The sequence below is a fragment of the Coleofasciculus sp. LEGE 07092 genome (assembly GCF_015207375.1).
In the GTDB taxonomy this organism is placed as follows: Bacteria; Cyanobacteriota; Cyanobacteriia; order Cyanobacteriales; family Coleofasciculaceae; genus LEGE-07092.
In genome coordinates this window covers 52,568-71,626 of sequence record NZ_JADEWY010000014.1, presented here as the reverse complement: position 1 = coordinate 71,626, position 19,059 = coordinate 52,568, and the positions used below count along the sequence as shown (strand labels likewise).

Below are 19,059 nucleotides of genomic sequence, written 5' to 3'. Positions count from 1 at the left end.
TTAACACCCCCCCTGACTCCCCAGCAATTCCCCCAACGGAATTAGAAATCCGAGTTAAGGTAGAACGAGTTGAGGTGTTAGGCAGTACCGTTTTTTCACCAGCAGAATTACAAGCAGTCGTGGCACCGTTTATCGGTAAAGAGGCGTCTTTTGAAGAACTTTTAGGGATTCGTACTGCTATCACTCGCTTATATACCGATAATGGCTACACCACGTCTGGAGCATTTTTACCCTCTCAAGATGTCACAGATGGTGTCGTACAGATTCAGATTGTAGAGGGCGGTATTGAGCGGGTTGAGATTCAGGGGTTGAAGCGTTTGAATTCCAATTATGTGCGATCGCGGATTCGTTTAGCGACTGAAGCGCCGATTAATCTGCGTCGTCTTGAAGAAGCCTTACAACTGTTGCAAATCGATCCTCGCCTTGATAGGGTACAGGCAGAATTATCGGCTGGCACGATACCGGGTTTTAATGTATTGACATTACAGCTCAAGGAAGCCCAGACTTGGACAAGCTCTGTTTTGGTAGAAAATCGAGAATCGCCGAGTGTTGGCTCAACGGGGGCAACGGCAATCGTGACGAATCAAAATGTCTTGGGCTTTGGCGATCGCTTGAGTGCGAATTATGGCATAACGGCAGGAATCGACAAGTACAATCTCAGCTATGAAATTCCGTTAAATCCCCGTGATGGCACCTTAAGTTTCAGCTATGATCGCAGCAGTAGTGAGATTATTGAGGAGCCATTTTCTGTCCTTGACATTAACTCCAACTCCTCTACCTTTTCGGTGGGTTTCCGTCAACCGATTGTGCGCACACCTACCCGTGAATTTACGTTGGGATTGTCTCTAGACTTGCGCCAAAGCCAAACCTTCTTACTCGATGATATTCCCTTTTCCTTTTCCTTAGGACCCGAAGATGGTGAATCGAGAGTAACGGTTTTGCGATTTAGCCAAGACTGGGTGAATCGTTCTACTAACCGAGTTTTAGCAGCGCGATCGCAGTTTAGTTTTGGTTTAGATTTATTTGATGCTACTATTAATAATACAGGAATTGATGGGCGTTTTACAAGTTGGATAGGGCAGTTTCAGTTAGTACAAGCATTAGGTAACGATGCTATCTTAATCGCCCGTGCTGGTGCTCAACTCTCCTTCGACTCACTCTTACCCTTAGAACAGTTCAGCATTGGTGGAATCGATACAGTGCGAGGCTATCGGCAAAACCAAGGGGTAGCTGATAATGGAATTATTGGTTCCCTGGAAGTTCGTTTACCAATTATTCAGGAACCTGAGGGAATTGGCACAATCGAGCTTGCTCCTTTTTTTGATATCGGCACCGTTTGGAATCATGAAGGTGAAGCCTCTAGATCTCGTACATTGGCTAGTATTGGTTTAGGATTACTCTGGCAGTTTGAGCCTTCCATTTCGGCTCAACTCTATTGGGGAATTCCTCTCATTTCTGTGGAGGATGAAGGAGATAGTCTGCAAGATAATGGGATTACTTTTTCCATTCGTTATCAACTCTTTTAGGTGCTAGTTGATTATTGACTAATATATCTCCTTTCTAGAAAATAATAATAATAGGAAAAACCGGAGAGTGACAGAATAGGGATAAGACTTGTAGTCCATTTCAATGGACTTAAGCTATTAGCCCAGAGTTAAAACTCCGGGCGGGTTTTCGGGTTTACTGACAACTGAGGTCTTTATCATTTTTCAGTCGCTCATCAAAAAGGTCGCTCAACTGACCCTGTTAAGTATTTCGCGGCAAGAGAAAACCAAGATTTAGGTATTGTTAAACAGCCACGAAAACCTAAGTTTAAGTTAATTATTGCACCTTTTCCTGACATTCAACGAGGTTCTGACCAGTTTTTCTTTCCAGCATCTTCTCAAATCCCCTTGACAACTGGCATACAGCCTTAACTTGTCACCAATGACTGAAGATGGCAGAACCTTTGAGGATGCGCTTGCTCAATCCGATATAGCTCTGACTTTTACGAAACGTATGCACTTTGATCCTTCAGGTAATACTCAAACCGCTCCCGAAGTTGATCAACGGTTAGGTTCTGACTCCAATACTCTACTAAGGCGTGACCAAATGCCCAAGCATTCCGGTCGGGTGAACTGGGGTTTTCTAGCAGCAAGAACCAAAGGGAGAGTAAGTCAAAGTTACGCAAGTTAGAGTCTGGATTTAAGAGCAAGAATAGCTCATATGCCATCTGAAGCTTACCAATAACAATCGGCAATTGTTCTACTGGAATTTGCGAGGCTAGCACAGAAGCTAACGTTGGAGAGCCAGTTGATAGGGTAGAAATAAACTGGAGAACAGGACTTTTGAGCAGTGCTGTTAGTCCCTGTGTCGTTGCCATCTGAAAGGTATAGTGATCAATAATTTTGGCAGCAGCGACAGTGCGGGCTTCTAGATTACGCAAAAAGCGGGCAAGCCGGAGTTGTTTAACAGGATCGATTGCATCGACGAGTGCCAAGGATAGTGCGTCTACATTCCAAGACCTTCGACCTGTTTTGCTGTCACCGGTTACAATCGGTAGGACAAAATCGCAGAAGTCATCCAGACGCTCTGCTCGATATTCAGTCGCGTCGCGGATAGATTTTTCCTTAGGACGATCGCCCCATTCCCAGTCGTAGGGGGGTTCCCACTCCCGGATCGGACGCAGACGATCGACTTGTGTGACAATAGCGATCGCAGGTAACTCTTCAACGTCTACCTTCATGTCTTTGAGAAAGTCCGCATCCATTTGCAGGGCTGGATCAAGGGCAGGGGTGACTAATAGCAGCAAATCGGCATTCGTGGCATAGTCAAGGACGAGTTCCCGCAAATCGGCACGGTTGACTTGTTCGTAACCGGGAGTATCCCAAAGCGTCAATGTTTCTCCAGTTTCAGTCTGCCAGTGGTAATTTTGAATCGTATCGGTACTAGGCAGAACATCGACTTCTGCTCGCTCTGCCTGAAATAATGTATTAATTAAACTGCTTTTTCCGGCTCCCGTTCGCCCGACTAGCAAAATATTGATCGGTTTTTGCTCAACGTCTTGAGTGGGTTCAGCTTGCTCAAGGATATCTCGAAGGGTTTTCGTTTTCGCCTTAGGTAACGTTGAGGTGGATGAGGCAACCTCTGAAATCGGCAGAGTGCTACCGCCGTAGAGGGTAATTGCTTGCTGGCATAGGTTTCGCAGGGCAGCTTCCCGCAGCATTTGACCCAAATTGACTAATAGTTGCTGAGTTGCCTGATCGGTAGAACGCTTGCTGGCAAGCCTTGCCACCGCTGCTGCTGGGTTTAAAATCCACTGCCCCCAGTTCCAAACTTTCCAAAATTTACGAGCAGATGGCTCCAGCTTTTGGTAAACTTCGTATGCCTGGTATGCCTGCCCAACCGTAACCTGATTCAGGGCAGGGGATAGTTTTTGCATCCACCGATCCATGTCATCTACTGTTCCTCGAATTAACCCATAAGCTTGGGGAATGTAAATGTTGAGTAGGGGATACTTCACTTCCGGATGGTAGATATGAGCGATCGCTACTACAACCTCCTGGCATCGCTGCCAAAAGGTTTGCCAGTCTTCCCAAGCGGGTGGATCATTTTGTGCCGCTTTCAGAATGTCTTGAAATGAGGCTTCTGCTTTCTTTGTAGCATCATCTCCTGCCAGCAGTCCCGTCGTTTGATCTGAAGCCGATTCTAGTTCTTCACTAAACTCTGCTAATGCTGTTTCTAACTGATTCACCGCAGGTTGAGTCCATTTGACAAGTAACCAACGCCAACCAGCGAAAATGAAAATGAATACACCCCAAATCCAATTAATGCCCCACTGGTGAATCTGCAATCCCGCCGATACCATCACAAACGTGATGATCGAAGCGATCGGGGTTGCTAATATGATTAACTGCCACAATTTTAATCGCACCATTGCCTTCTGCCTACTTTAATTTGATTGCTTATGCGCTATTGTCGATCTAACATTCCATAGTCATCGGCGGGGACAAAGGTACTATTTAATTTATAATTTGGATCAATAGGATTGGGGTCAAACACTTCAGAACCATGTCCAGAAAAATGGAAGACTACCACATCTCCGGGTTTGGATTGCTTGACTAAATGCTCGTTAAATGCATCTAAAATTCCCTGACGGCTGGCTTGAGTATTAGTCAAAGTGAGAATATCATTCTTGTTGAAGCCAAAGCGGTGAATGAGAAGCTGTTGCTGTAATTCAACATCATTAAGACAGCCGTACAAATTCCGGAAGCGATCGCTTTTGGGATAGTCGTTAATTCCGACGAGGAGGGCGAGTTTACGGGGGGTATCTTGTGCCATAATTTTACCGTAGCGATCGCCCTGGCGGATAATATCGAGTTGGCTGAACCCGATGGTGGCTAGGGCGGAACCTGCAAATTGGAGGAATTGACGGCGTTTGATGGGAGACATAGGTTAGTTTAGAGTTTTGTTTAAGTCTTAACCCGCCCAGAACTTAAGTTCCGGGCTAATAGCAAAAGTCCATTAAAATGGACTACAATTATCATCCAGTCGTCTTTAGACGACTTTAGCTTTGAGACAGGGAATAAATTCCCTGGTCTAATTACTGAGCAATCAGCTCTCACACATCCGTTACATCCGCTACCAAAATCCGTTGCCAAATCCGTTGTCCTCATTCCGCTTCACCAATCAACGTAAAAGCTGCCCATTGCAAAGGCTGAGGATATTGTTTCATCGTGGTTAACATCGCCTGTCGTAATGCCTGTGCCTTATCCTGATTTTGTTGCAGATTTTGATAAAATTGAGTCATCAGAAAAGCCGTGGAGTCATCAGGAACTTGCCACAACGAAACCACCACACTAGCAGTACCTGCACTAATTAAAGAACGGGATAATCCCACCACACCATCCCCAGTAATTCTGCCTCGTCCGGTATCGCAGGCACTCAACACCACTAATTCAGCATTTAAGTCTAAATTGAGGATTTCGTCAGCAGTGAGTAAGCCATCATCACTATCGGAAGGAGTGAGGGCGATCGCACTGCCGATTCCTCGGATATCATCGAGTAGTCCGTGGGTGGCTAGATGAATGAATTGAGCGTTAGTTAAACGTTGTTTGATGGCGGTTTCTGTGGCTTGGCTGCCGATGAGGGGTTGGGTATTCAGAAGAGGTGCAATGGCTTTGGCTTCTTGTTCAGCACCGGGAAGGGGTGTGAGGGGTTCTGGGGGTTTGTCGAAGTCGGGGCGCACACTAGGCATTTTGGGATTCCCGACAACTAAGGATTCCCGATTTCCTATTTCTTGTTCCTGATTCTTCTTTCTCTGTTCGCGGGTTAATTGTAGGACTTGAATCGCTGGAGCGGTTAATATAGTATGTTTTTCGATTAGATAGTTACCTTCTTCATCTTGCAGGGCGGGAAATGGCACGAGAAACAGGGAGGATTGAGGCATGAAGATGACTCGTTCCTCTGGGTTCGTGGGTAATAAATCAGCAATGGGTTGGATGAGGAGTTGATGGAGTTGCTGTAATTGTTCGGTCTGGTTTGCCTGGTGTTTTTGTTCAAATCCGGGTCGGAGACGAACGGATGCTCTTTGCAAACCTCGGACATTCATGGCGTCACGGCTGATGTAAACTAGCTCATCTAGGGAAATATCGTCTTTCTGCCACAGGGGTTTGAGGTCAACTGAACGGAAAGTTATTTCACCGGTGGGTTTGATCACCCAGATATAGAGTTCTGATTCTTTGAATTGCTCTTTACCTTCAACCTTAAAAGTATCGGAAATAATCGAATATTCAACCAGAGTGGCGTTTTGCTGTTGGGCAATTTCTTTAATGTTGGCAACGGATGGGGTAACGGATGTAGCGGATGTGGGATTATCAGAATTCCTAGACACACCATCCGTTACATCCGCTTTCAATACCGCTGCCCAATCTGCTGCCAATAAGCGCTGTTGTAATAATTCTACGAAGGCTCTGGCTCTACCCCGTTCGGCAATTTCTAAGGCAGTATCGGTTTTATTTTGAGCAATGAGGACTTGTTGTAAAGTGCGGTAAGTGCTAGCTTGTTTTTCAAAAATTGAGACTTTGAAGGCATCGTTATTGCCTAATCCAGACCGGAGAGATTCCCAAACCCTAATACCATCGAATAGGGTTTCTTCAGCAGCGACGAGATTGCCAGAGTTGAACAGAGCAACTCCTAAATTGTTCAGAGCAGTTCCCTCCCCGTCTCTATCTTGAATTTCCCGTGCGATCGCTAAATACTGCTGATGGTATTCAATCGCTTGGCTGTAGTCTCCTAGGGCATCGTAAGCATTTCCTAGACTCCCCAGAGCATTTCCCTCCCCATGTCTATCTTTAATTTCCTGGACGATGGCTAAACTCTGCTGCTGGTATTCAATCGCTTGGCTGTAGTCTCCGAGGGCATCGTAAGCAAGTCCTAGATTCCCCAGAGCATATCCCTCGCCATGTCTATCTTTAATTTCCCGGACGATGGCTAAACTCTGCTGATGGTATTCAATCGCTTGGCTGTAGTCTCCTAGGGCATCGTAAGCATTTCCTAGACTCCCCAGAGCATATCCCTCCCCACGTCTATCTTTAATTTCCTGGGCGATCACTAAACTCTGCTGATGGTATTCAATCGCCTGAGCATAGTCTCCTAGGGAACCGTAAGAAGTTCCCAGATTCCCTAGTGCTAGTCCCTCACCATCGCGGTCATTAATTTCCCGTGCGATGGCTAAATACTGCTGATGGTATTCAATCGCTTGGCTGTAGTCTCCGAGGTTATGGTAAGTACTTCCTAGATTCCCCAGAGCTCCTCCCTCCCCAAGTCTATTTTTAATTTCCCGGGCGATGGCTAAACTCTGCTGCTTGTATTCAATCGCTTGGCTGTAGTCTCCGAGGGCATGGTAAGTACTTCCTAGATTATTCAGTGCTCGTCCCTCCCCACGTCTATCTTTAATTTCCTGGGCGATCGCTAAACTCTGCTGATGGTAGTCAATCGCCTGGGCATAGTCTCCTAGGAAATAGTAAGCAGTACCCAGATTCCCTAGTGTTAGTCCCTCACCTTGGCGGTTAGAGATTTCCCGTGCGATTTCCAATGACTGCTGGTAGTACTCAATTGCCTGGGCATAGTCTCCTAGGGAATCGTAAGCATTTCCCAGACCCCCTAGTGCCTTTCCCTCACCATCGCGGTCATTAATTTCCTGTGCAATTTCCAATGACTGCTGGTAGTACTCAATCGCCTGGGCATAGTCTCCTAGGGAACCGTAAGCAGTACCCAGATTCCCTAGTGCTAGTCCCTCACCTCGGCGATTATTAATTTCCCGTGCGATTTCCAATGACTGCTGCTGGTAGTCAATCGCCTGAGCATAGTCTCCTAAGCTACGGTAAGCAGTTCCCAGATTCCCCAGTGTTCGTCCCTCACCAAAGCGGTCAGATATTTCCCGTGCGATTTCCAATGACTGCTGGAGGTACTCAATCGCTTGGGCGTAGTCTCCTAGGGAACCGTAAGCATTTCCTAGATTCCCCAGAGATTGTCCCTCCCCACTTCTATCTTTAATTTCCCGGGCGATCGCTAAATGCTGCTGATAGTATTCAATGGCTTGGGTGTAGTCTCCTAGGGAAGAGTAAGCTATTCCTAGATTCCCCAGCGCTGCTCCCTCACCAAGACGATCATTAATTGCTCGGACTATTATCAGTGCCTGTTGCCAAGACTGTAATGCTGCTTCAAATTGACTAGTCTGAAACTGTTCAATTCCCTGATTAAACAATCGATCCGCTTCCGCTTTCCGCTCCTCCGGTGTCTGCGCCAACACCTGAGACGGCTGAATTAACTGCCAATCGAAACCACTACCCAGCAACCGACTGGGAAACCCCACATCAACATTCAGAATAATTGCAATAGGAACAGTAGCGAGGCTAACAAGACCAAACCTTGAGAAACGCATGGCTCAACCGGGGATAGGGATTGCACTGTATCATTCACTGACACTATATCTCTCACCCTCTATCCCCTTATGCAGTTTTGTACTCAATTTTTTTAAACAATGGGGTGACAAGGAGTCTTGCACCATTCTCAGCAAGCTACACAACCCGCCCAGAGTTAAAACTCCGGGCTAATAGCTTAAGTCCACTGAAGTGGACTGAAATTTTCATCCAGTCGTCTTTAGACGACTTTAGCTATAAGACAGTGGTTTTAACCACTGGCTGACTGGCTTTGCTCTGGCAAATTAGCCTCCCCTAGTTCTAACAAAACATTCCCTGGTGCTTTCGCTCGTCTCAAATTTGAAGTTAATGTACAAACCACAACCGTACTGATGCGACTACGATTGAACGCATTATTTTGAATTACCACATGAGGATGATAATACCCCGGTTCTGAATCTGAAGGTTCACCCAAATCTACCCAAAAGATATCCCCCTGATTGATTACCATTCCCCTTCCGTAATCTGCTGATGATAATGCCGCATCCGACCAAGGATTGCTTGTTCTTCCGAATCTGGAAAATCTGAATACGCCTCATTAATTTGCTCTAGCAGTTGTCGGTTAGCATGGCGACGGATAAATTCTTCTAGTGCCAGTGCCACTAAGCCACTCCGAGAAAGCTTCATTTCACTCGCCAGAATCTCTGTTTGCTCAAACAAAGATTCTGGCAGTGAGATAGCCATTTTAACGTTTGCCATAATCTCAACTAGAGTGAGGTACTCAAGATCCCCGACTTCTTCAAGAAGTCGGGGATCTTGCTTAGACAAAATTCACTCCTCTACATCTGAACCCGCTTGCTGCACAATAAAAAAGCAGCTATTATACTCCGTTATTGGGGCAGGATTCCGGGGGTTGCCCCACATACTTTTGACAATCGGCACAGCGTGCTAACTCCTCAAACCGAGGTTCAGAACCGCTAAACACAATCCGCATATCCTCCGGTGAATCATTGCGAATTTCTACCACTGTCGTACCAGAAACCGTCAAACCACTGCGTCCCGGTCGTTCAATTTTACCAGCCCCTTGCGCCTTCGCCTCAGCAACCATGGACTGTGCCAACGTTAACTCTACCGCTGATGCCAGTTGATGCTGGGGATAGTCCTCTAAAAACCGCTCGTACATCTCAATGGCATTGGTATGGTCGTTACTGTTTCTAACTGATTTACCGCAGGTTGAGTCCATCTGCCTTCTGCCTACTTTAATTTGATTGCTTATGCGCTACAGCACTTTCCGAGTCGGTGTGATATAGTTCCCCCCTTGGGTTCGGGGGGTTAGGGGGGTCAAAATGTACTTCACGCTCGTTGTAAACCGCTGTATTGTCGATCTAATACTCCTATATCTCATTTTTAAACAGCTAATGATCGAACCCATACCTCGTACTAATCAAGCTGACGTTTCCCTTCCTTCATCCTGGAACTATGAGGATACAGTCAAGCAGGTTGAAACCATTATCGAACAAATAGAAGCTGGCGAACTAGAATTGGCAGACGTATTTGAACAATTTTCTACTGCTGTAGAGTACCTGCGCCAATGCGAAGCTTTTCTAGCACAGCGACAGCAGCAGATGGATGTGTTGATTGAGACATTAAAGGATGAGTCTGACTTTTAATGATGTCGCAGGTTAGATGCCTACGCTACAAGATAAGGTCTTAGCTTAGTTTAAAGAATTTAGGAGTCTTTAATAAAATGCCAGAATTACAAGAATTATGGCTAAACCGAGTTTCATAATTTTCATTAGAGAAGGTGCGATCGCCCTAAAAAAATACCCAAACATTTTCGTAGGGCAGGTGTCTCGCCTGCTCCACGAGATTTGGTTTAACCAACAAGTTGAAGTCCAACGTGTTGGTTAAAGGCGTACCAGTCTTGTTGAAAACCTTTGAGTTCTAAATCTTTTAGGGTAAATCTGATGTGAGAGTCTCTAATCGGCAATTTAACGGTGTTGTAAGCATCTGGCTTATCAGTTAACAACATCAGTTCAGTCCCGGCGGGTATCTCTTGCATGGAATCTGGAGCAAGATATGCCGATTGAGTGGGTGCTCGCTTGATAACCGTGTCTACATTAAAAACTAATTTTATCAAACCACTTTTAAGTGGAAGTGTTTGTCTATAGACTGTCATTTTTACGACATCTTTTTCAATTTTTTGGGATAGCATTTGAGTAACACTTTCTACAGGTCTGAGGGGTTCTCTCGTGATTTGAACGTGCTTGGCAAAAGCATACCAGTTCATGTTTGAACCTTTAATGGCAATATCTTCCAAACTCAGACGGATGTGGTTGGTGCTATCGGGAGGAGTGTAGGACTGAAGGACAAACAACGTGCCTGCGGGTACCTCTTGAAGCTGATAGCTAGGCAGCAAACTGGATTGAATCGGTTCTCGTTTGAGAACAGTATCTTGTATAATGAGCATTCGGACTAAACTGAACATAGTAGATAGTTCTCCTAAAAATTCAACACATTTTAATGAAGAAGAAGAAGTGAGAAGTTAGAAATTTTATATAGCCTTTCCCAACTAGTGAAGTCCATTAAATTGTCTTACCTATTCCCTATTCCCGTTCGGCTGACGCTCACGGCGAAGCCTATTCCCTATTCCCTATTAAGAGATACTGCCGCGCTTGCGGGCTTCTTTGTAGGATGTTCCCACATTTCTTAAACCCGCACGAATCATCTGCTGTTCCAAGAGGGCAAAAAAGCGGATGCGATCGCCACCGCGCACGACAGCTTGATTGTGCGCCTCTGCCAGTGCCACTGGATAGCCATACCCTTTATAAACCTGGGCTAGCATTAAACTCAAGGCTTGGTCGAACAAGGTGGAATTTTGCGCTACCCATTCGGGGACTTCCACACGGGCAATTTCGGTTCCCACATGAACGTAGCAGAAATAGATGCGGTGTTCGCTGTACAAGTCTAGAATGCGGGCGGAACTGCGAAATAAAGGACCACGCTGTCCGGGTTGCAGCAAGCTTGCCCATACCAGTGCATCGCGCAAGGGGTCAATTACCTGACAGGGTAGCTTATCGGTGAGGTGAGCGCAATAGGTCGTGCAGTCGGGGACTTCGTGAGGGCAAGCTTGCAACCGCAGAAAGTTTAAGGCTTCGCCACTGCGGGAGGCACTCAGATAGCCCATCAGGGGTACGTTAACGGCGCGTAGCTGCTCCCAAGCCTCTAGAATCGGGGGTAGAATGCGATCGCGTGCCTCGGTGGGTAAGGATTCGAGAAACCAGTAAATCAGCGAACCATCTACCATTGCCAGATTAGGGATGCCAAAGTGAGCACCGGGGGGATTGACCCAACGACACGCCATTTCTGCCAACATAGACACTTCAGACGCCGTGCGGCGATACCCCATCCATTCCTCGGTGCGAATCCCCCACTGCCGCGAAACATACAAGTCTTCCGGTCGGTAAAACACTTCAGGTAGGTTATCGAGTAGGGGGTGCAAACTTTGCCCGTAGTGCAGCATTACCCGACCCACATTAATCAGGTAACAGTAGGCAATTTCGTGGTGAGATGGGGAAATTTGTGACCCATCGGTGGCGAAAACGGTGTGGCTGTCTGGGGGAGAATTCAAATCTAGGCGGGTGTCTAGGGGTTCAACGGGGGTGGCGGCGGTAAAAATCATGCGATCGCGCCATTGCTGTTGAAATGCGACTAGTTCTTCGCAGCGTGCCTGGGTTTGAAATAGCAGTCTGTTTGCTAGTTCCAAGCGTTGGCGACTCGCAGCCGCTTCCCCTCTCAGGTGCTGGCTGATGCCGGGAATTTGTTTTGCCAGTTTCGTTAAATCCAGCATTTGATGCGCAGGTAAGTTGGGTGGGGCAGTCCTTGAGGAACAAATCTTCAACTCAGCATAAACCAATCAAAGGAAAAAACTCATTATTAAAATTAAGTACTCAGATAGATATATAAATCAATCAATAACGCTAACATTAATTTCATAAATTTTTAGAAATGAGGTAAAACAGAGAACCACCCAATGCAGTCACCTTTCCCAGAAAGGGAGTGACGGGATTGGTTGCTGATATGCCTCCAAAGGGAAAATTATGTGGATAGAAAGATTAGCTAGGTTTGGATATACCGCTAAGGGGATCGTCTATGCGATTATTGGTTGGCTGGCGGTGCAAGCGGCATTCGGGAGCGGAGGCAAAACCACGGATAGCAAAGGCGTTTTGACAACGATTGCCCAGCAGCCCTTTGGACAATTGTTGTTAGGATTGCTAGCCTTTGGTTTGATTGGGTATGTGGTTTGGCGTTTTGTACAAGCCATTCAAGACCCTGAACATAAAGGTCATGATGCTGACGATATTGTAAAACGTATTGGTTACGCGATTAGCGGTTTGATTTATGCGAGTCTAGCCTTTACTGCCATTCAGATCATCATTGGTGCAAATACTGGCGGTGGCACTTCTAAACAAACGTGGGTAGCACGCCTACTCGCTCAACCGTTTGGTCAGTGGTTGCTTGGCGCGGTGGGAGCCTTGATTATCGGTTACGGTTTCTACGAATTCTATAAAGCCTATAAAGCCAAATTCCGGAAGAAGCTAAAGTTGCACGAGATGAGTGATAAGGAAGAAACCGTGGCAACCTATGCGGGTAGAATTGGCTTGACAGCACGGGGTATTGTTTTTATAATCACTGGTTTTTTCGTGATTCAAGCTGCACGCCAGTACGATGCTAGCGAAGTGCGAGGAATCGATGGAGTTCTGCAAACCCTGGCAAGTCAGCCTTACGGTCCCTGGCTGCTAGGAATTATGGCGATTGGTTTAATTGCCTACGGAATTCATATGTTTGTTCAGGCGCAATATCGCCGGATTAAGACGCAGTAGAGATGTTGCCTACAACCTCTTTTTACTATACCGACCAATCGGCAAAATCTCGGGAAAATTGAGAAAGGGACAATAGCTGAATTCTGGAATGATTTGTAGCAAATTCGCGGTGTGCTTGGGTATTGTAGCCCCAATCTGCCAAGTAAAGTCTCACATCTTTGAGGTCAGTTTGCTGTTCTACAGAGAGGAGGGTTTGGAGTCGATCTTCAACAAACCAAAGAGTTATAGATTCACGGGCAGATTCTTCTAGAAGTTGTCGCAAAGTTTGAGGTTTGGGACGCTTGATTTCTTTGCCAATAATTCTATCTTGAGATAGTTGAACGCCTTGTTGTTGTAAAAGTTGCTGGACGAAGCGCCCTTCTTTAGTTGTGACGATGAATAGCTGTGTGGACGTTTCTAATGTTTTCTGCACTCGTTCAATTACACCGGGATAGAAGCGGTGTAGTTTCAGCCAACCCTCTAAATCAGTAGCAATCCACTCATCTCGAACAGTGTCTACGCGCTTGCCGAGTTCGGCGGATTGCAAGTGTTCTGATTCTGAAAGTTCTTGAACAACGGCTGACCAATTTTGCAAAATATTAGTGTCTGACACTCCCAGAATCAAGGCTCGAAGTAAGACGGGCATTTCCCAACCGCTTTCGATAACCGGTCGCAGGCGACAGAAGCTGAGTTCTAGGTGAGGGGGTGGGGTTTGGTTGTCGGGTTGCCAGATTTGACAGTAGGTGCGCCAGGAGGTTTGAAAGTATTCAAGGAGTCCGTCACAGAGCACACCGTCAAAGTCGAGGGACAGAATCGTGGGGGTATCGGTTGGCATAGCACTAGAGATTTAATCTCGCTGTCTATCATCGCACGCGGAGGCGATCGCGCTTGCTCTAGATCTTAATCAGCGTGCTTCCACGCCTCAAGGGTGGCAATTCCCACTTTCAGATAGGAATTATCCAAAAATTCTGCGATCGCTTCCCGCCAACCGGCTTGTAAAGCATTTAGGAATCGTTCTTTACAAGGGGGAGTAATCGCCTCCGTCACAAATGCTTTTTGCTGTGCCTCGGTTGCGGTTGGGTTAGTTTCCTCAAGTCGCTTCAGAAGTTCCTGAAGTTCTTTGGCAGCTTCGGCAAGGGTTTGCCTTTGCCAATGGCTTGCCTTGTGTAGTTCCTCTAGCAACTGCTCGGTTAGGAGTTGTGCATTGGTTTCTGGCAAAGTTTCCGGAGCGGGGTGGCTATCAGCCGTTTGAATAAGGAAGGGTTCGGTTTTTCCGTTCACGTTCATGGTAAAAGCTTCCTAGAATAACACACTACGACAAACCTTCAGATAAAACCGATTATCGGAAAGGGTTGGGTGAAGGGGTTGCTCAATCTGCCTACGACTCGACTGTAGATGCCACGGAGCGTGAGCAAGTCATGGGTGTGTCAGTTTGAAAGCGATCGCTTTTTCATCGAAAATCGGGACACTCATCTCCTGATGGCATTAGCGCTGTTAATCTTTGCTGTCAGGGAATTTGAACACGTTTTCTACCCGTCCCATCAAAAGGGTTTTAGCACCAGCGCCAGTAGACGCTCTGCAAAGTGGCTTGAGTGAGACAGCCAAGAGCGAATTGAACGATTTGTTGAAAATTTAGTTAACTTATCTGTAGGGGCTAAGTCGTTTTGAACAGTAGCGTCCCAAGCCGCATTTAGTCGTCTCGAACAGATAATGGTTGATGAGAAAGCTCCATCATTCCCGCCAGCAGGTTATTGCAAACCTTTGTGGGTATCCGTCTTTAAATAGTTGGATGACTCCTGGATTGAAACCATGCTGCTGACAGATGAACTGCTGCTGTATTACAAACGCTGTCGGCGTCGGGCGTTTCTGGATCGTTACGGCGATCCCACTCAACAAGATGCTCCGCAAGACTTTCTGCTGAAACTGCGGCAGGATAGCTTTGCCCATAAGCAAACGGTGTTGGGGATGGCAGAACCTCAACCAACCCATTGCCAAGAAGTAAGCCATTCGTTACAGTTGGGGATGGCAGAACCTCAACCGACCCATCGCCAAGAAGTAAGCCATTCGTTACAGTCAGTATTACCTCCAGGCATTAATCTTGAAAATCTCCGCTCACCCAATTACCCCAGAAATGATTGGGGAGCAGGAGCTAGAGCCACCGTAGAATTGATGCAGCAGGGAACGGACTGCATTTATCAAGGCGTGCTACTAGTACACGAAGCTAAGGACATAACCTTAGTAAGCTGTCCTGACTTGTTAATCAAAGAGCCAGGAGAGTCTGAGTTTGGGGATTGGATGTACGTTCCCCTGCGTATTAAGTTTGGCAAGCGTCCCAAGGCAGAATACCAACTCATCGCCGCCCTTGATGCCCAACTCTTGGCAATTAACCAGAGGGTTCTACCGACGATTGCCTGGTTAATTTTGCGCCGTCAAGAGAGTTATGCGGTTAAGTTAGAAAAATGGCTGCCCCTGATGCAGGAGGAATTAGGGAACTGTATCGAAATCTTGCAGCAACACCAAGAGCCAGAGGTATTTATCTCCCGTCAGAAATGCAGTCTCTGTCATTGGTATAGTAGCTGTTATGCGATCGCTCAATCTCAGCAGCACCTTTCTTTGTTACCGGGCGTTACCCCCAACCGCTACCGAGATTTACAGTCACTGGGCATCAAAACCCTAGAAGCCCTTGCCGAAACCCCAATTAGGACTCTAGAATTCCTCTTTGGTGATCAAATCGCCGACGATTTGGTGCAGCAAGCGCAAGCAACTCTACAGAATCGAGCCATTCTACGGCAAAGGCGTAATGTTCCTGTAAAAACACCTCCCCTCGAACCCCTCTCAGCTATTTCAGAGAACGGCTGTTCAGTGAGTTCAACTCAGGAGCCTACTAATGATCAGCTATCCCCATTGTTTGACTATACTGACACCATCCCCACCGCTTCTGTCGAGCTTTTCTTTGATATTGAGGCAGAACCTGACCTAAAACTAGACTATTTGCTGGGTATCTTGGTGATTGATCGCTCTGCGAATACTGAAATGTTTTATCCTTTCCTGGCAAAACACCCCCAGGAGGAAGCCTCCATCTGGCAGCAATTTTTAGATTTAGTTGGGCTGTACCCCGATGCGCCCATCTTCCATTTTTCTGACTACGAAGTGGAAACAGTCAAGCGTTTAGCCAAACTTTACAACACACCCCTCGAACTTCTCGAACCCCTGCTTTCTCGTTTTGTCGATATGCACCAGCGAGTTGTGAATACGGTTATGTTGCCGGTAGAAAGCTATTCCCTTAAAAATTTAGCTCGGTGGCTAGGCTTTGAGTGGCGTGACGCTGGGATTACGGGTTCTCAATGCGTCTGCTTATACAATCAGTGGTTGAAAACGGGCGATCGCTCTTTCCTGGATGCCATCCAACGCTACAACGAAGATGATTGCCGCGCTACCTACCACCTCAAAGACTGGTTATTTAGTTTTTTGCAAGAGCATAGTCCCTTGTAACCGTACAATGCAAAGTTATGCAAAGATTTCTGAATAAATCGAAAATAGTTATCTATATTACAAGTTTTCCTTATAGGTCAGTGTTAGCCTAGTAGTACGGGGGCTTTCTCAGTTATTTAAACTAGCGGAAGCCCTCGATGAACTTTTAAGAGGTAATCCCTATGCTTCCCACGTTCCTCATTCTTTTGGTAAGCGCAATTGGTAGCATCTGGTTGTCTCTGCGAGTGTCTCACGAGGTTTCCCGCGTTCTTGCCGTAGGCAGCGCTATTTTTTGCTTAATTTTCGGTTTTGCTACAGCACCGTGGCCCATTCAACTATTGATTTTTCTGCTCATTCTCGCTAGTGAGCGGTTTTATCCCTTCCGCAAAACAGCTTTGCAATTCGTGAGTCTTTCAGATACCAGAAAACGCTAAATTCATCTACCTAAGAGAAGATAATTTTTTCTCTTCATAAATGTTTAAGATTCAATTAAAACCCCTAGCTCCTAGACTGGGGGTATTTTAATGGAATTGCCTTTTACCCACCTTTTGCATCCTCCAGTGTCATACTACGGATTGTCGGGAATAGGGAATAGGGAATACTAGAAAACCGCCTGAAAAATTTTTACAAAATAAGCTGTCTACCCAAAACCTTTTTTGCTAAGGTTTTAAAGCTGAGTTGTTCTATGCAGTCAGTTAGTGCTTAAGCTACTATCACCCAATTCTGCCGCTAGCGATCGCTCGCGTAGAGAAACGCAATGGTTCTTCGCCTTTTTCCTCGCCGCTCTTTTCCTATGGGGCATTTCTCTCGGAAACGTACCCCTACGCGACTGGGATGAAGGTACTCGCGCCCTTATTGCGAGAGAAATTTACCGCACAGGTAATTGGCTTTATCCTACTCTTCAAGGAGAACCCTATCTCCTCAAACCCCCCTTAATGGATTGGTTGATTGCCCTGAGTTACAAATTAGGCGGTGTTGGAGAATTTACAACTCGCTTGCCAGTAGCCTTCTTCTCCGCTTGTGGCGTTCCCCTGCTTTATGGGGTAGGGCGAAAACTATTTAACCAACGCCTACCTGCTATTTTTAGCGCTGGGGTTTACTTAACCCTGCTGCCAGTAGTACGTCACGGGCGTCTAGCAATGCTAGATGGTACGGTGGTAACGTTTTTTCTGCTGCTGCTGTTGTGTTTGCTCAATGCCCGTCAGGATCGGCGCTGGGCGGTGGGTATCGGCATTAGCTTGGGATTGATTGGTTTCACAAAAGGAATCTTAGTGATATTGCTGAGTGCGATCGCTCTTTTATTTCTCCTAGCAGACAGACAACTGGGATTCTCAGACAATAAGAATCTTTTACCCATTCATCATTCATCATTTTTTTGGCTCGGTATTCTTTTGGGTGGTGTACCTATCCTTGCCTGGTATCTTGCCCAGTGGCACTATTACGGGGTAACCTTTTGGCAAGTGCATTTTCAATCTCAAGGGTTGAACCGCATTTCAAAATCCGTTGAAGGGAATAGCGGCTCTCCCTGGTACTATTTATTAGAATTACTCAAATATACGTTTCCGTGGTTGCTGTTCTGGTTTGGAGGATTGCTTTTAGCTTGGCAGAACCGCCAGAAAACCTGGGGAAAACTGGTGCTGATTGGTACGGTTGGGTATCTGGGAGCCATTTCAGTCATGAGTACCAAACTACCTTGGTACATCATGCCCTTGTATCCCTTTTTTGCTCTCGCCGTCGGCGCTAACCTAGCATATTTTTGGAAAAATAACAAGAATTATCCGCGAATTCTAGTCGGAATTTTGGGATTTATTGCAGTTGCAGCATTGGGAGGATGCGTTTACTTTGTCTTAGCCGATCCGCAAGCCGTTTTAATCGTCATGGGTATAGTTGTGGCGTTGACAATGGGTTGGGCAGCATGGCACGTCTATCAGCACAATCGAATGTTTATCCCGATTTTGCTGGGGGGAATGTACGTGGCGCTGACATTGTTGATGCTATCTCAATCGTGGGTTTGGGAGTTAAATGAAGCCTTCCCAGTGAAACCAGTCGCGGCTTTAATTCGATCGCAGACAGCACCTGGAACCGCTATTTATACCTCGTTTGCCTACAGGCGTCCCAGTTTAGACTTTTATAGCGATCGCCAAATCATCCCCCAAGACACCCAAACATTGCAAGAGTTGAGTTCAACTCCGGCTTACTTGCTTCTGGATGACTCGACTTTGACAACATTACAACTGAGCGATCGCGTAGCCTTAGGTACGGCTGGAGGCTTTACTTTGATTGGGGGGGAGTAAATTGAGTTCCCCAGAATTTGGAGAGGCGAATGCCTAAGTCCAGGTTATTCTTAAAACCCCCGTAGGATAGGCATCTTGCCTGTCCTAACTGGTACAAGTTAAACGTCTTTTTGATGCCGCACTTCTATAACCGTGTGAACATTACCCCGTGGGGTAAAGTCGCCTTTAATCGTTACCTCTAAGGGGTCGCAGGCATCCACAAAGTCGTCTAAAATTTGATTGACAGATTCTTCGTGAGAAATATAGCGATCGCGGTAGCTGTTGATATAAAGTTTCAGCGCCTTGAGTTCCACGACTTTCTCGTTAGGAACATAGGTCACGTAAATCGTGGCAAAATCCGGATAACCGGAGAACGGACACTTGCAAGTAAATTCTGGCAAGGTGATGTTGATATCGTAGCGACGCCCAACACGGGGATTGGGAAACGTGATTAATTTGCCCTCAGCGATTTCCCGTTCGCCGTATTTCATCTGAGGTTTTTGACTTTCTGAGGATGGGGATTGCTCAATAGAAGGGTGACTCATAAATAGC

Annotated in this window: 17 protein-coding genes and 2 pseudogenes; 8 read left to right on the top strand and 11 right to left on the bottom strand. The window is 46.4% G+C overall.

The genetic code is table 11. The annotated features are described in order from the left end of the window. Both IQ257_RS05715 and IQ257_RS05710 read left to right on the top strand, forming a co-directional pair. A partial coding sequence (locus IQ257_RS05715) for a ShlB/FhaC/HecB family hemolysin secretion/activation protein (RefSeq protein ID WP_193932962.1) occupies positions 1–1,526 on the top strand: 1,526 nt, incomplete at its 5' end. 168 nt (positions 1,527–1,694) lie between these two features. Then, a pseudogene (locus IQ257_RS05710) lies at positions 1,695–1,916 on the top strand (IS4 family transposase); the annotation flags it as partial. A 71-nt stretch (positions 1,917–1,987) separates the two neighbouring features. Here IQ257_RS05710 and IQ257_RS05705 read toward each other — a convergent pair. The 6 genes and pseudogenes from IQ257_RS05705 to IQ257_RS05680 all read right to left on the bottom strand — a co-directional run bounded on the left by IQ257_RS05705 (position 1,988) and on the right by IQ257_RS05680 (position 9,144). After that, a complete protein-coding gene (locus IQ257_RS05705; RefSeq protein ID WP_193872617.1) occupies positions 1,988–3,916 on the bottom strand; it encodes a GTPase family protein in 1,929 nt (642 codons plus the stop codon). A 35-nt stretch (positions 3,917–3,951) separates the two neighbouring features. Continuing rightward, entirely contained in the window at positions 3,952–4,431 is a 480-nt protein-coding gene (locus tag IQ257_RS05700) for a caspase family protein (protein WP_193872616.1), read from the bottom strand. A 220-nt stretch (positions 4,432–4,651) separates the two neighbouring features. After that, a complete protein-coding gene (locus tag IQ257_RS05695; protein ID WP_193932960.1) occupies positions 4,652–7,924 on the bottom strand; it encodes a CHAT domain-containing tetratricopeptide repeat protein in 3,273 nt (1,090 codons plus the stop codon). Positions 7,925–8,190: 266 nt separating this feature from the next. Then, positions 8,191–8,412, bottom strand: a pseudogene (locus IQ257_RS05690) (type II toxin-antitoxin system PemK/MazF family toxin); the annotation flags it as partial. Beyond that, entirely contained in the window at positions 8,406–8,729 is a 324-nt protein-coding gene (locus tag IQ257_RS05685) for a hypothetical protein (protein ID WP_228060447.1), read from the bottom strand. The gene IQ257_RS05685 and the pseudogene IQ257_RS05690, both read right to left, overlap by 7 nt. Positions 8,730–8,781: 52 nt before the next feature. Continuing rightward, the gene (locus IQ257_RS05680) at positions 8,782–9,144 is read right to left on the bottom strand and encodes a tetratricopeptide repeat protein (RefSeq protein ID WP_193872612.1); all 363 of its coding nucleotides are present in this window, start codon (positions 9,142–9,144) and stop codon (positions 8,782–8,784) included. Positions 9,145–9,319: 175 nt separating this feature from the next. Here IQ257_RS05680 and xseB point away from each other — a divergent pair, with 175 nt between their 5' ends. After that, complete coding sequence (gene xseB / locus IQ257_RS05675; RefSeq protein ID WP_193872610.1) at positions 9,320–9,571, top strand: exodeoxyribonuclease VII small subunit; 252 nt, start codon at positions 9,320–9,322, stop codon at positions 9,569–9,571. Between the two features lie 206 nt (positions 9,572–9,777). Here the strand turns inward: xseB and IQ257_RS05670 are convergent, their stop codons facing one another. Together IQ257_RS05670 and IQ257_RS05665 are read right to left on the bottom strand one after the other, a co-directional pair. Continuing rightward, positions 9,778–10,371, bottom strand: coding sequence for a hypothetical protein (locus tag IQ257_RS05670; RefSeq protein ID WP_228060446.1), 594 nt, complete (start codon positions 10,369–10,371; stop codon positions 9,778–9,780). Positions 10,372–10,557: 186 nt separating this feature from the next. Continuing rightward, entirely contained in the window at positions 10,558–11,751 is a 1,194-nt protein-coding gene (locus IQ257_RS05665) for a DNA double-strand break repair nuclease NurA (protein WP_193872608.1), read from the bottom strand. A gap of 250 nt (positions 11,752–12,001) precedes the next feature. On the opposite strand from IQ257_RS05665, the gene IQ257_RS05660 reads away from it, so the two are divergent. After that, positions 12,002–12,784, top strand: coding sequence for a DUF1206 domain-containing protein (locus tag IQ257_RS05660; RefSeq protein WP_193872607.1), 783 nt, complete (start codon positions 12,002–12,004; stop codon positions 12,782–12,784). Positions 12,785–12,809: 25 nt separating this feature from the next. On the opposite strand, the gene IQ257_RS05655 is transcribed toward IQ257_RS05660, so the two are convergent. Together IQ257_RS05655 and IQ257_RS05650 are read right to left on the bottom strand one after the other, a co-directional pair. Beyond that, positions 12,810–13,598 carry an HAD family hydrolase gene (locus IQ257_RS05655; protein ID WP_193872605.1) on the bottom strand — a complete coding sequence of 263 codons (789 nt, stop codon included), beginning with the start codon at positions 13,596–13,598 and terminating at the stop codon, positions 12,810–12,812. A gap of 65 nt (positions 13,599–13,663) precedes the next feature. Further along, positions 13,664–14,050, bottom strand: a complete 387-nt coding sequence (locus IQ257_RS05650) for a hypothetical protein (RefSeq protein ID WP_193872604.1) — start codon at positions 14,048–14,050, stop codon at positions 13,664–13,666. A 120-nt stretch (positions 14,051–14,170) separates the two neighbouring features. Here IQ257_RS05650 and IQ257_RS05645 point away from each other — a divergent pair, with 120 nt between their 5' ends. The 4 genes from IQ257_RS05645 to IQ257_RS05630 all read left to right on the top strand — a co-directional run bounded on the left by IQ257_RS05645 (position 14,171) and on the right by IQ257_RS05630 (position 18,528). Then, positions 14,171–14,359: a hypothetical protein gene (locus IQ257_RS05645; protein ID WP_228060445.1), complete on the top strand. Its 189-nt coding sequence runs from the start codon at positions 14,171–14,173 to the stop codon at positions 14,357–14,359. A gap of 213 nt (positions 14,360–14,572) precedes the next feature. Beyond that, on the top strand, positions 14,573–16,255 hold the full coding sequence (locus tag IQ257_RS05640) for a TM0106 family RecB-like putative nuclease (RefSeq protein ID WP_193872601.1): 1,683 nt from the start codon (positions 14,573–14,575) through the stop codon (positions 16,253–16,255). Between the two features lie 161 nt (positions 16,256–16,416). After that, positions 16,417–16,668 (top strand): hypothetical protein, encoded by a 252-nt coding sequence (locus tag IQ257_RS05635; RefSeq protein ID WP_193872600.1) that lies wholly within the window; start codon positions 16,417–16,419, stop codon positions 16,666–16,668. Between the two features lie 264 nt (positions 16,669–16,932). Then, positions 16,933–18,528: an ArnT family glycosyltransferase gene (locus IQ257_RS05630; RefSeq protein ID WP_193872599.1), complete on the top strand. Its 1,596-nt coding sequence runs from the start codon at positions 16,933–16,935 to the stop codon at positions 18,526–18,528. A gap of 98 nt (positions 18,529–18,626) precedes the next feature. On the opposite strand, the gene queF is transcribed toward IQ257_RS05630, so the two are convergent. Continuing rightward, complete coding sequence (gene queF / locus IQ257_RS05625) at positions 18,627–18,998, bottom strand: preQ(1) synthase (protein ID WP_193872623.1); 372 nt, start codon at positions 18,996–18,998, stop codon at positions 18,627–18,629. Between the last annotated feature and the right edge of the window lie 61 nt (positions 18,999–19,059).

What these genes read in the sequence shown, in the direction of transcription:
- IQ257_RS05705 (WP_193872617.1), bottom strand. Translation starts at nt 3,916, where the DNA reads ATGGTGCGATTAAAATTGTGGCAGTTAATCATATTAGCAACCCCGATC.
- IQ257_RS05700 (WP_193872616.1), bottom strand. Translation starts at nt 4,431, where the DNA reads ATGTCTCCCATCAAACGCCGTCAATTCCTCCAATTTGCAGGTTCCGCC.
- IQ257_RS05695 (WP_193932960.1), bottom strand. Translation starts at nt 7,924, where the DNA reads ATGCGTTTCTCAAGGTTTGGTCTTGTTAGCCTCGCTACTGTTCCTATT.
- IQ257_RS05680 (WP_193872612.1), bottom strand. Translation starts at nt 9,144, where the DNA reads ATGGACTCAACCTGCGGTAAATCAGTTAGAAACAGTAACGACCATACC.
- xseB (WP_193872610.1), top strand. Translation starts at nt 9,320, where the DNA reads ATGATCGAACCCATACCTCGTACTAATCAAGCTGACGTTTCCCTTCCT.
- IQ257_RS05670 (WP_228060446.1), bottom strand. Translation starts at nt 10,371, where the DNA reads ATGCTCATTATACAAGATACTGTTCTCAAACGAGAACCGATTCAATCC.
- IQ257_RS05665 (WP_193872608.1), bottom strand. Translation starts at nt 11,751, where the DNA reads ATGCTGGATTTAACGAAACTGGCAAAACAAATTCCCGGCATCAGCCAG.
- IQ257_RS05660 (WP_193872607.1), top strand. Translation starts at nt 12,002, where the DNA reads ATGTGGATAGAAAGATTAGCTAGGTTTGGATATACCGCTAAGGGGATC.
- IQ257_RS05655 (WP_193872605.1), bottom strand. Translation starts at nt 13,598, where the DNA reads ATGCCAACCGATACCCCCACGATTCTGTCCCTCGACTTTGACGGTGTG.
- IQ257_RS05650 (WP_193872604.1), bottom strand. Translation starts at nt 14,050, where the DNA reads ATGAACGTGAACGGAAAAACCGAACCCTTCCTTATTCAAACGGCTGAT.
- IQ257_RS05640 (WP_193872601.1), top strand. Translation starts at nt 14,573, where the DNA reads ATGCTGCTGACAGATGAACTGCTGCTGTATTACAAACGCTGTCGGCGT.
- IQ257_RS05635 (WP_193872600.1), top strand. Translation starts at nt 16,417, where the DNA reads ATGCTTCCCACGTTCCTCATTCTTTTGGTAAGCGCAATTGGTAGCATC.
- queF (WP_193872623.1), bottom strand. Translation starts at nt 18,998, where the DNA reads ATGAAATACGGCGAACGGGAAATCGCTGAGGGCAAATTAATCACGTTT.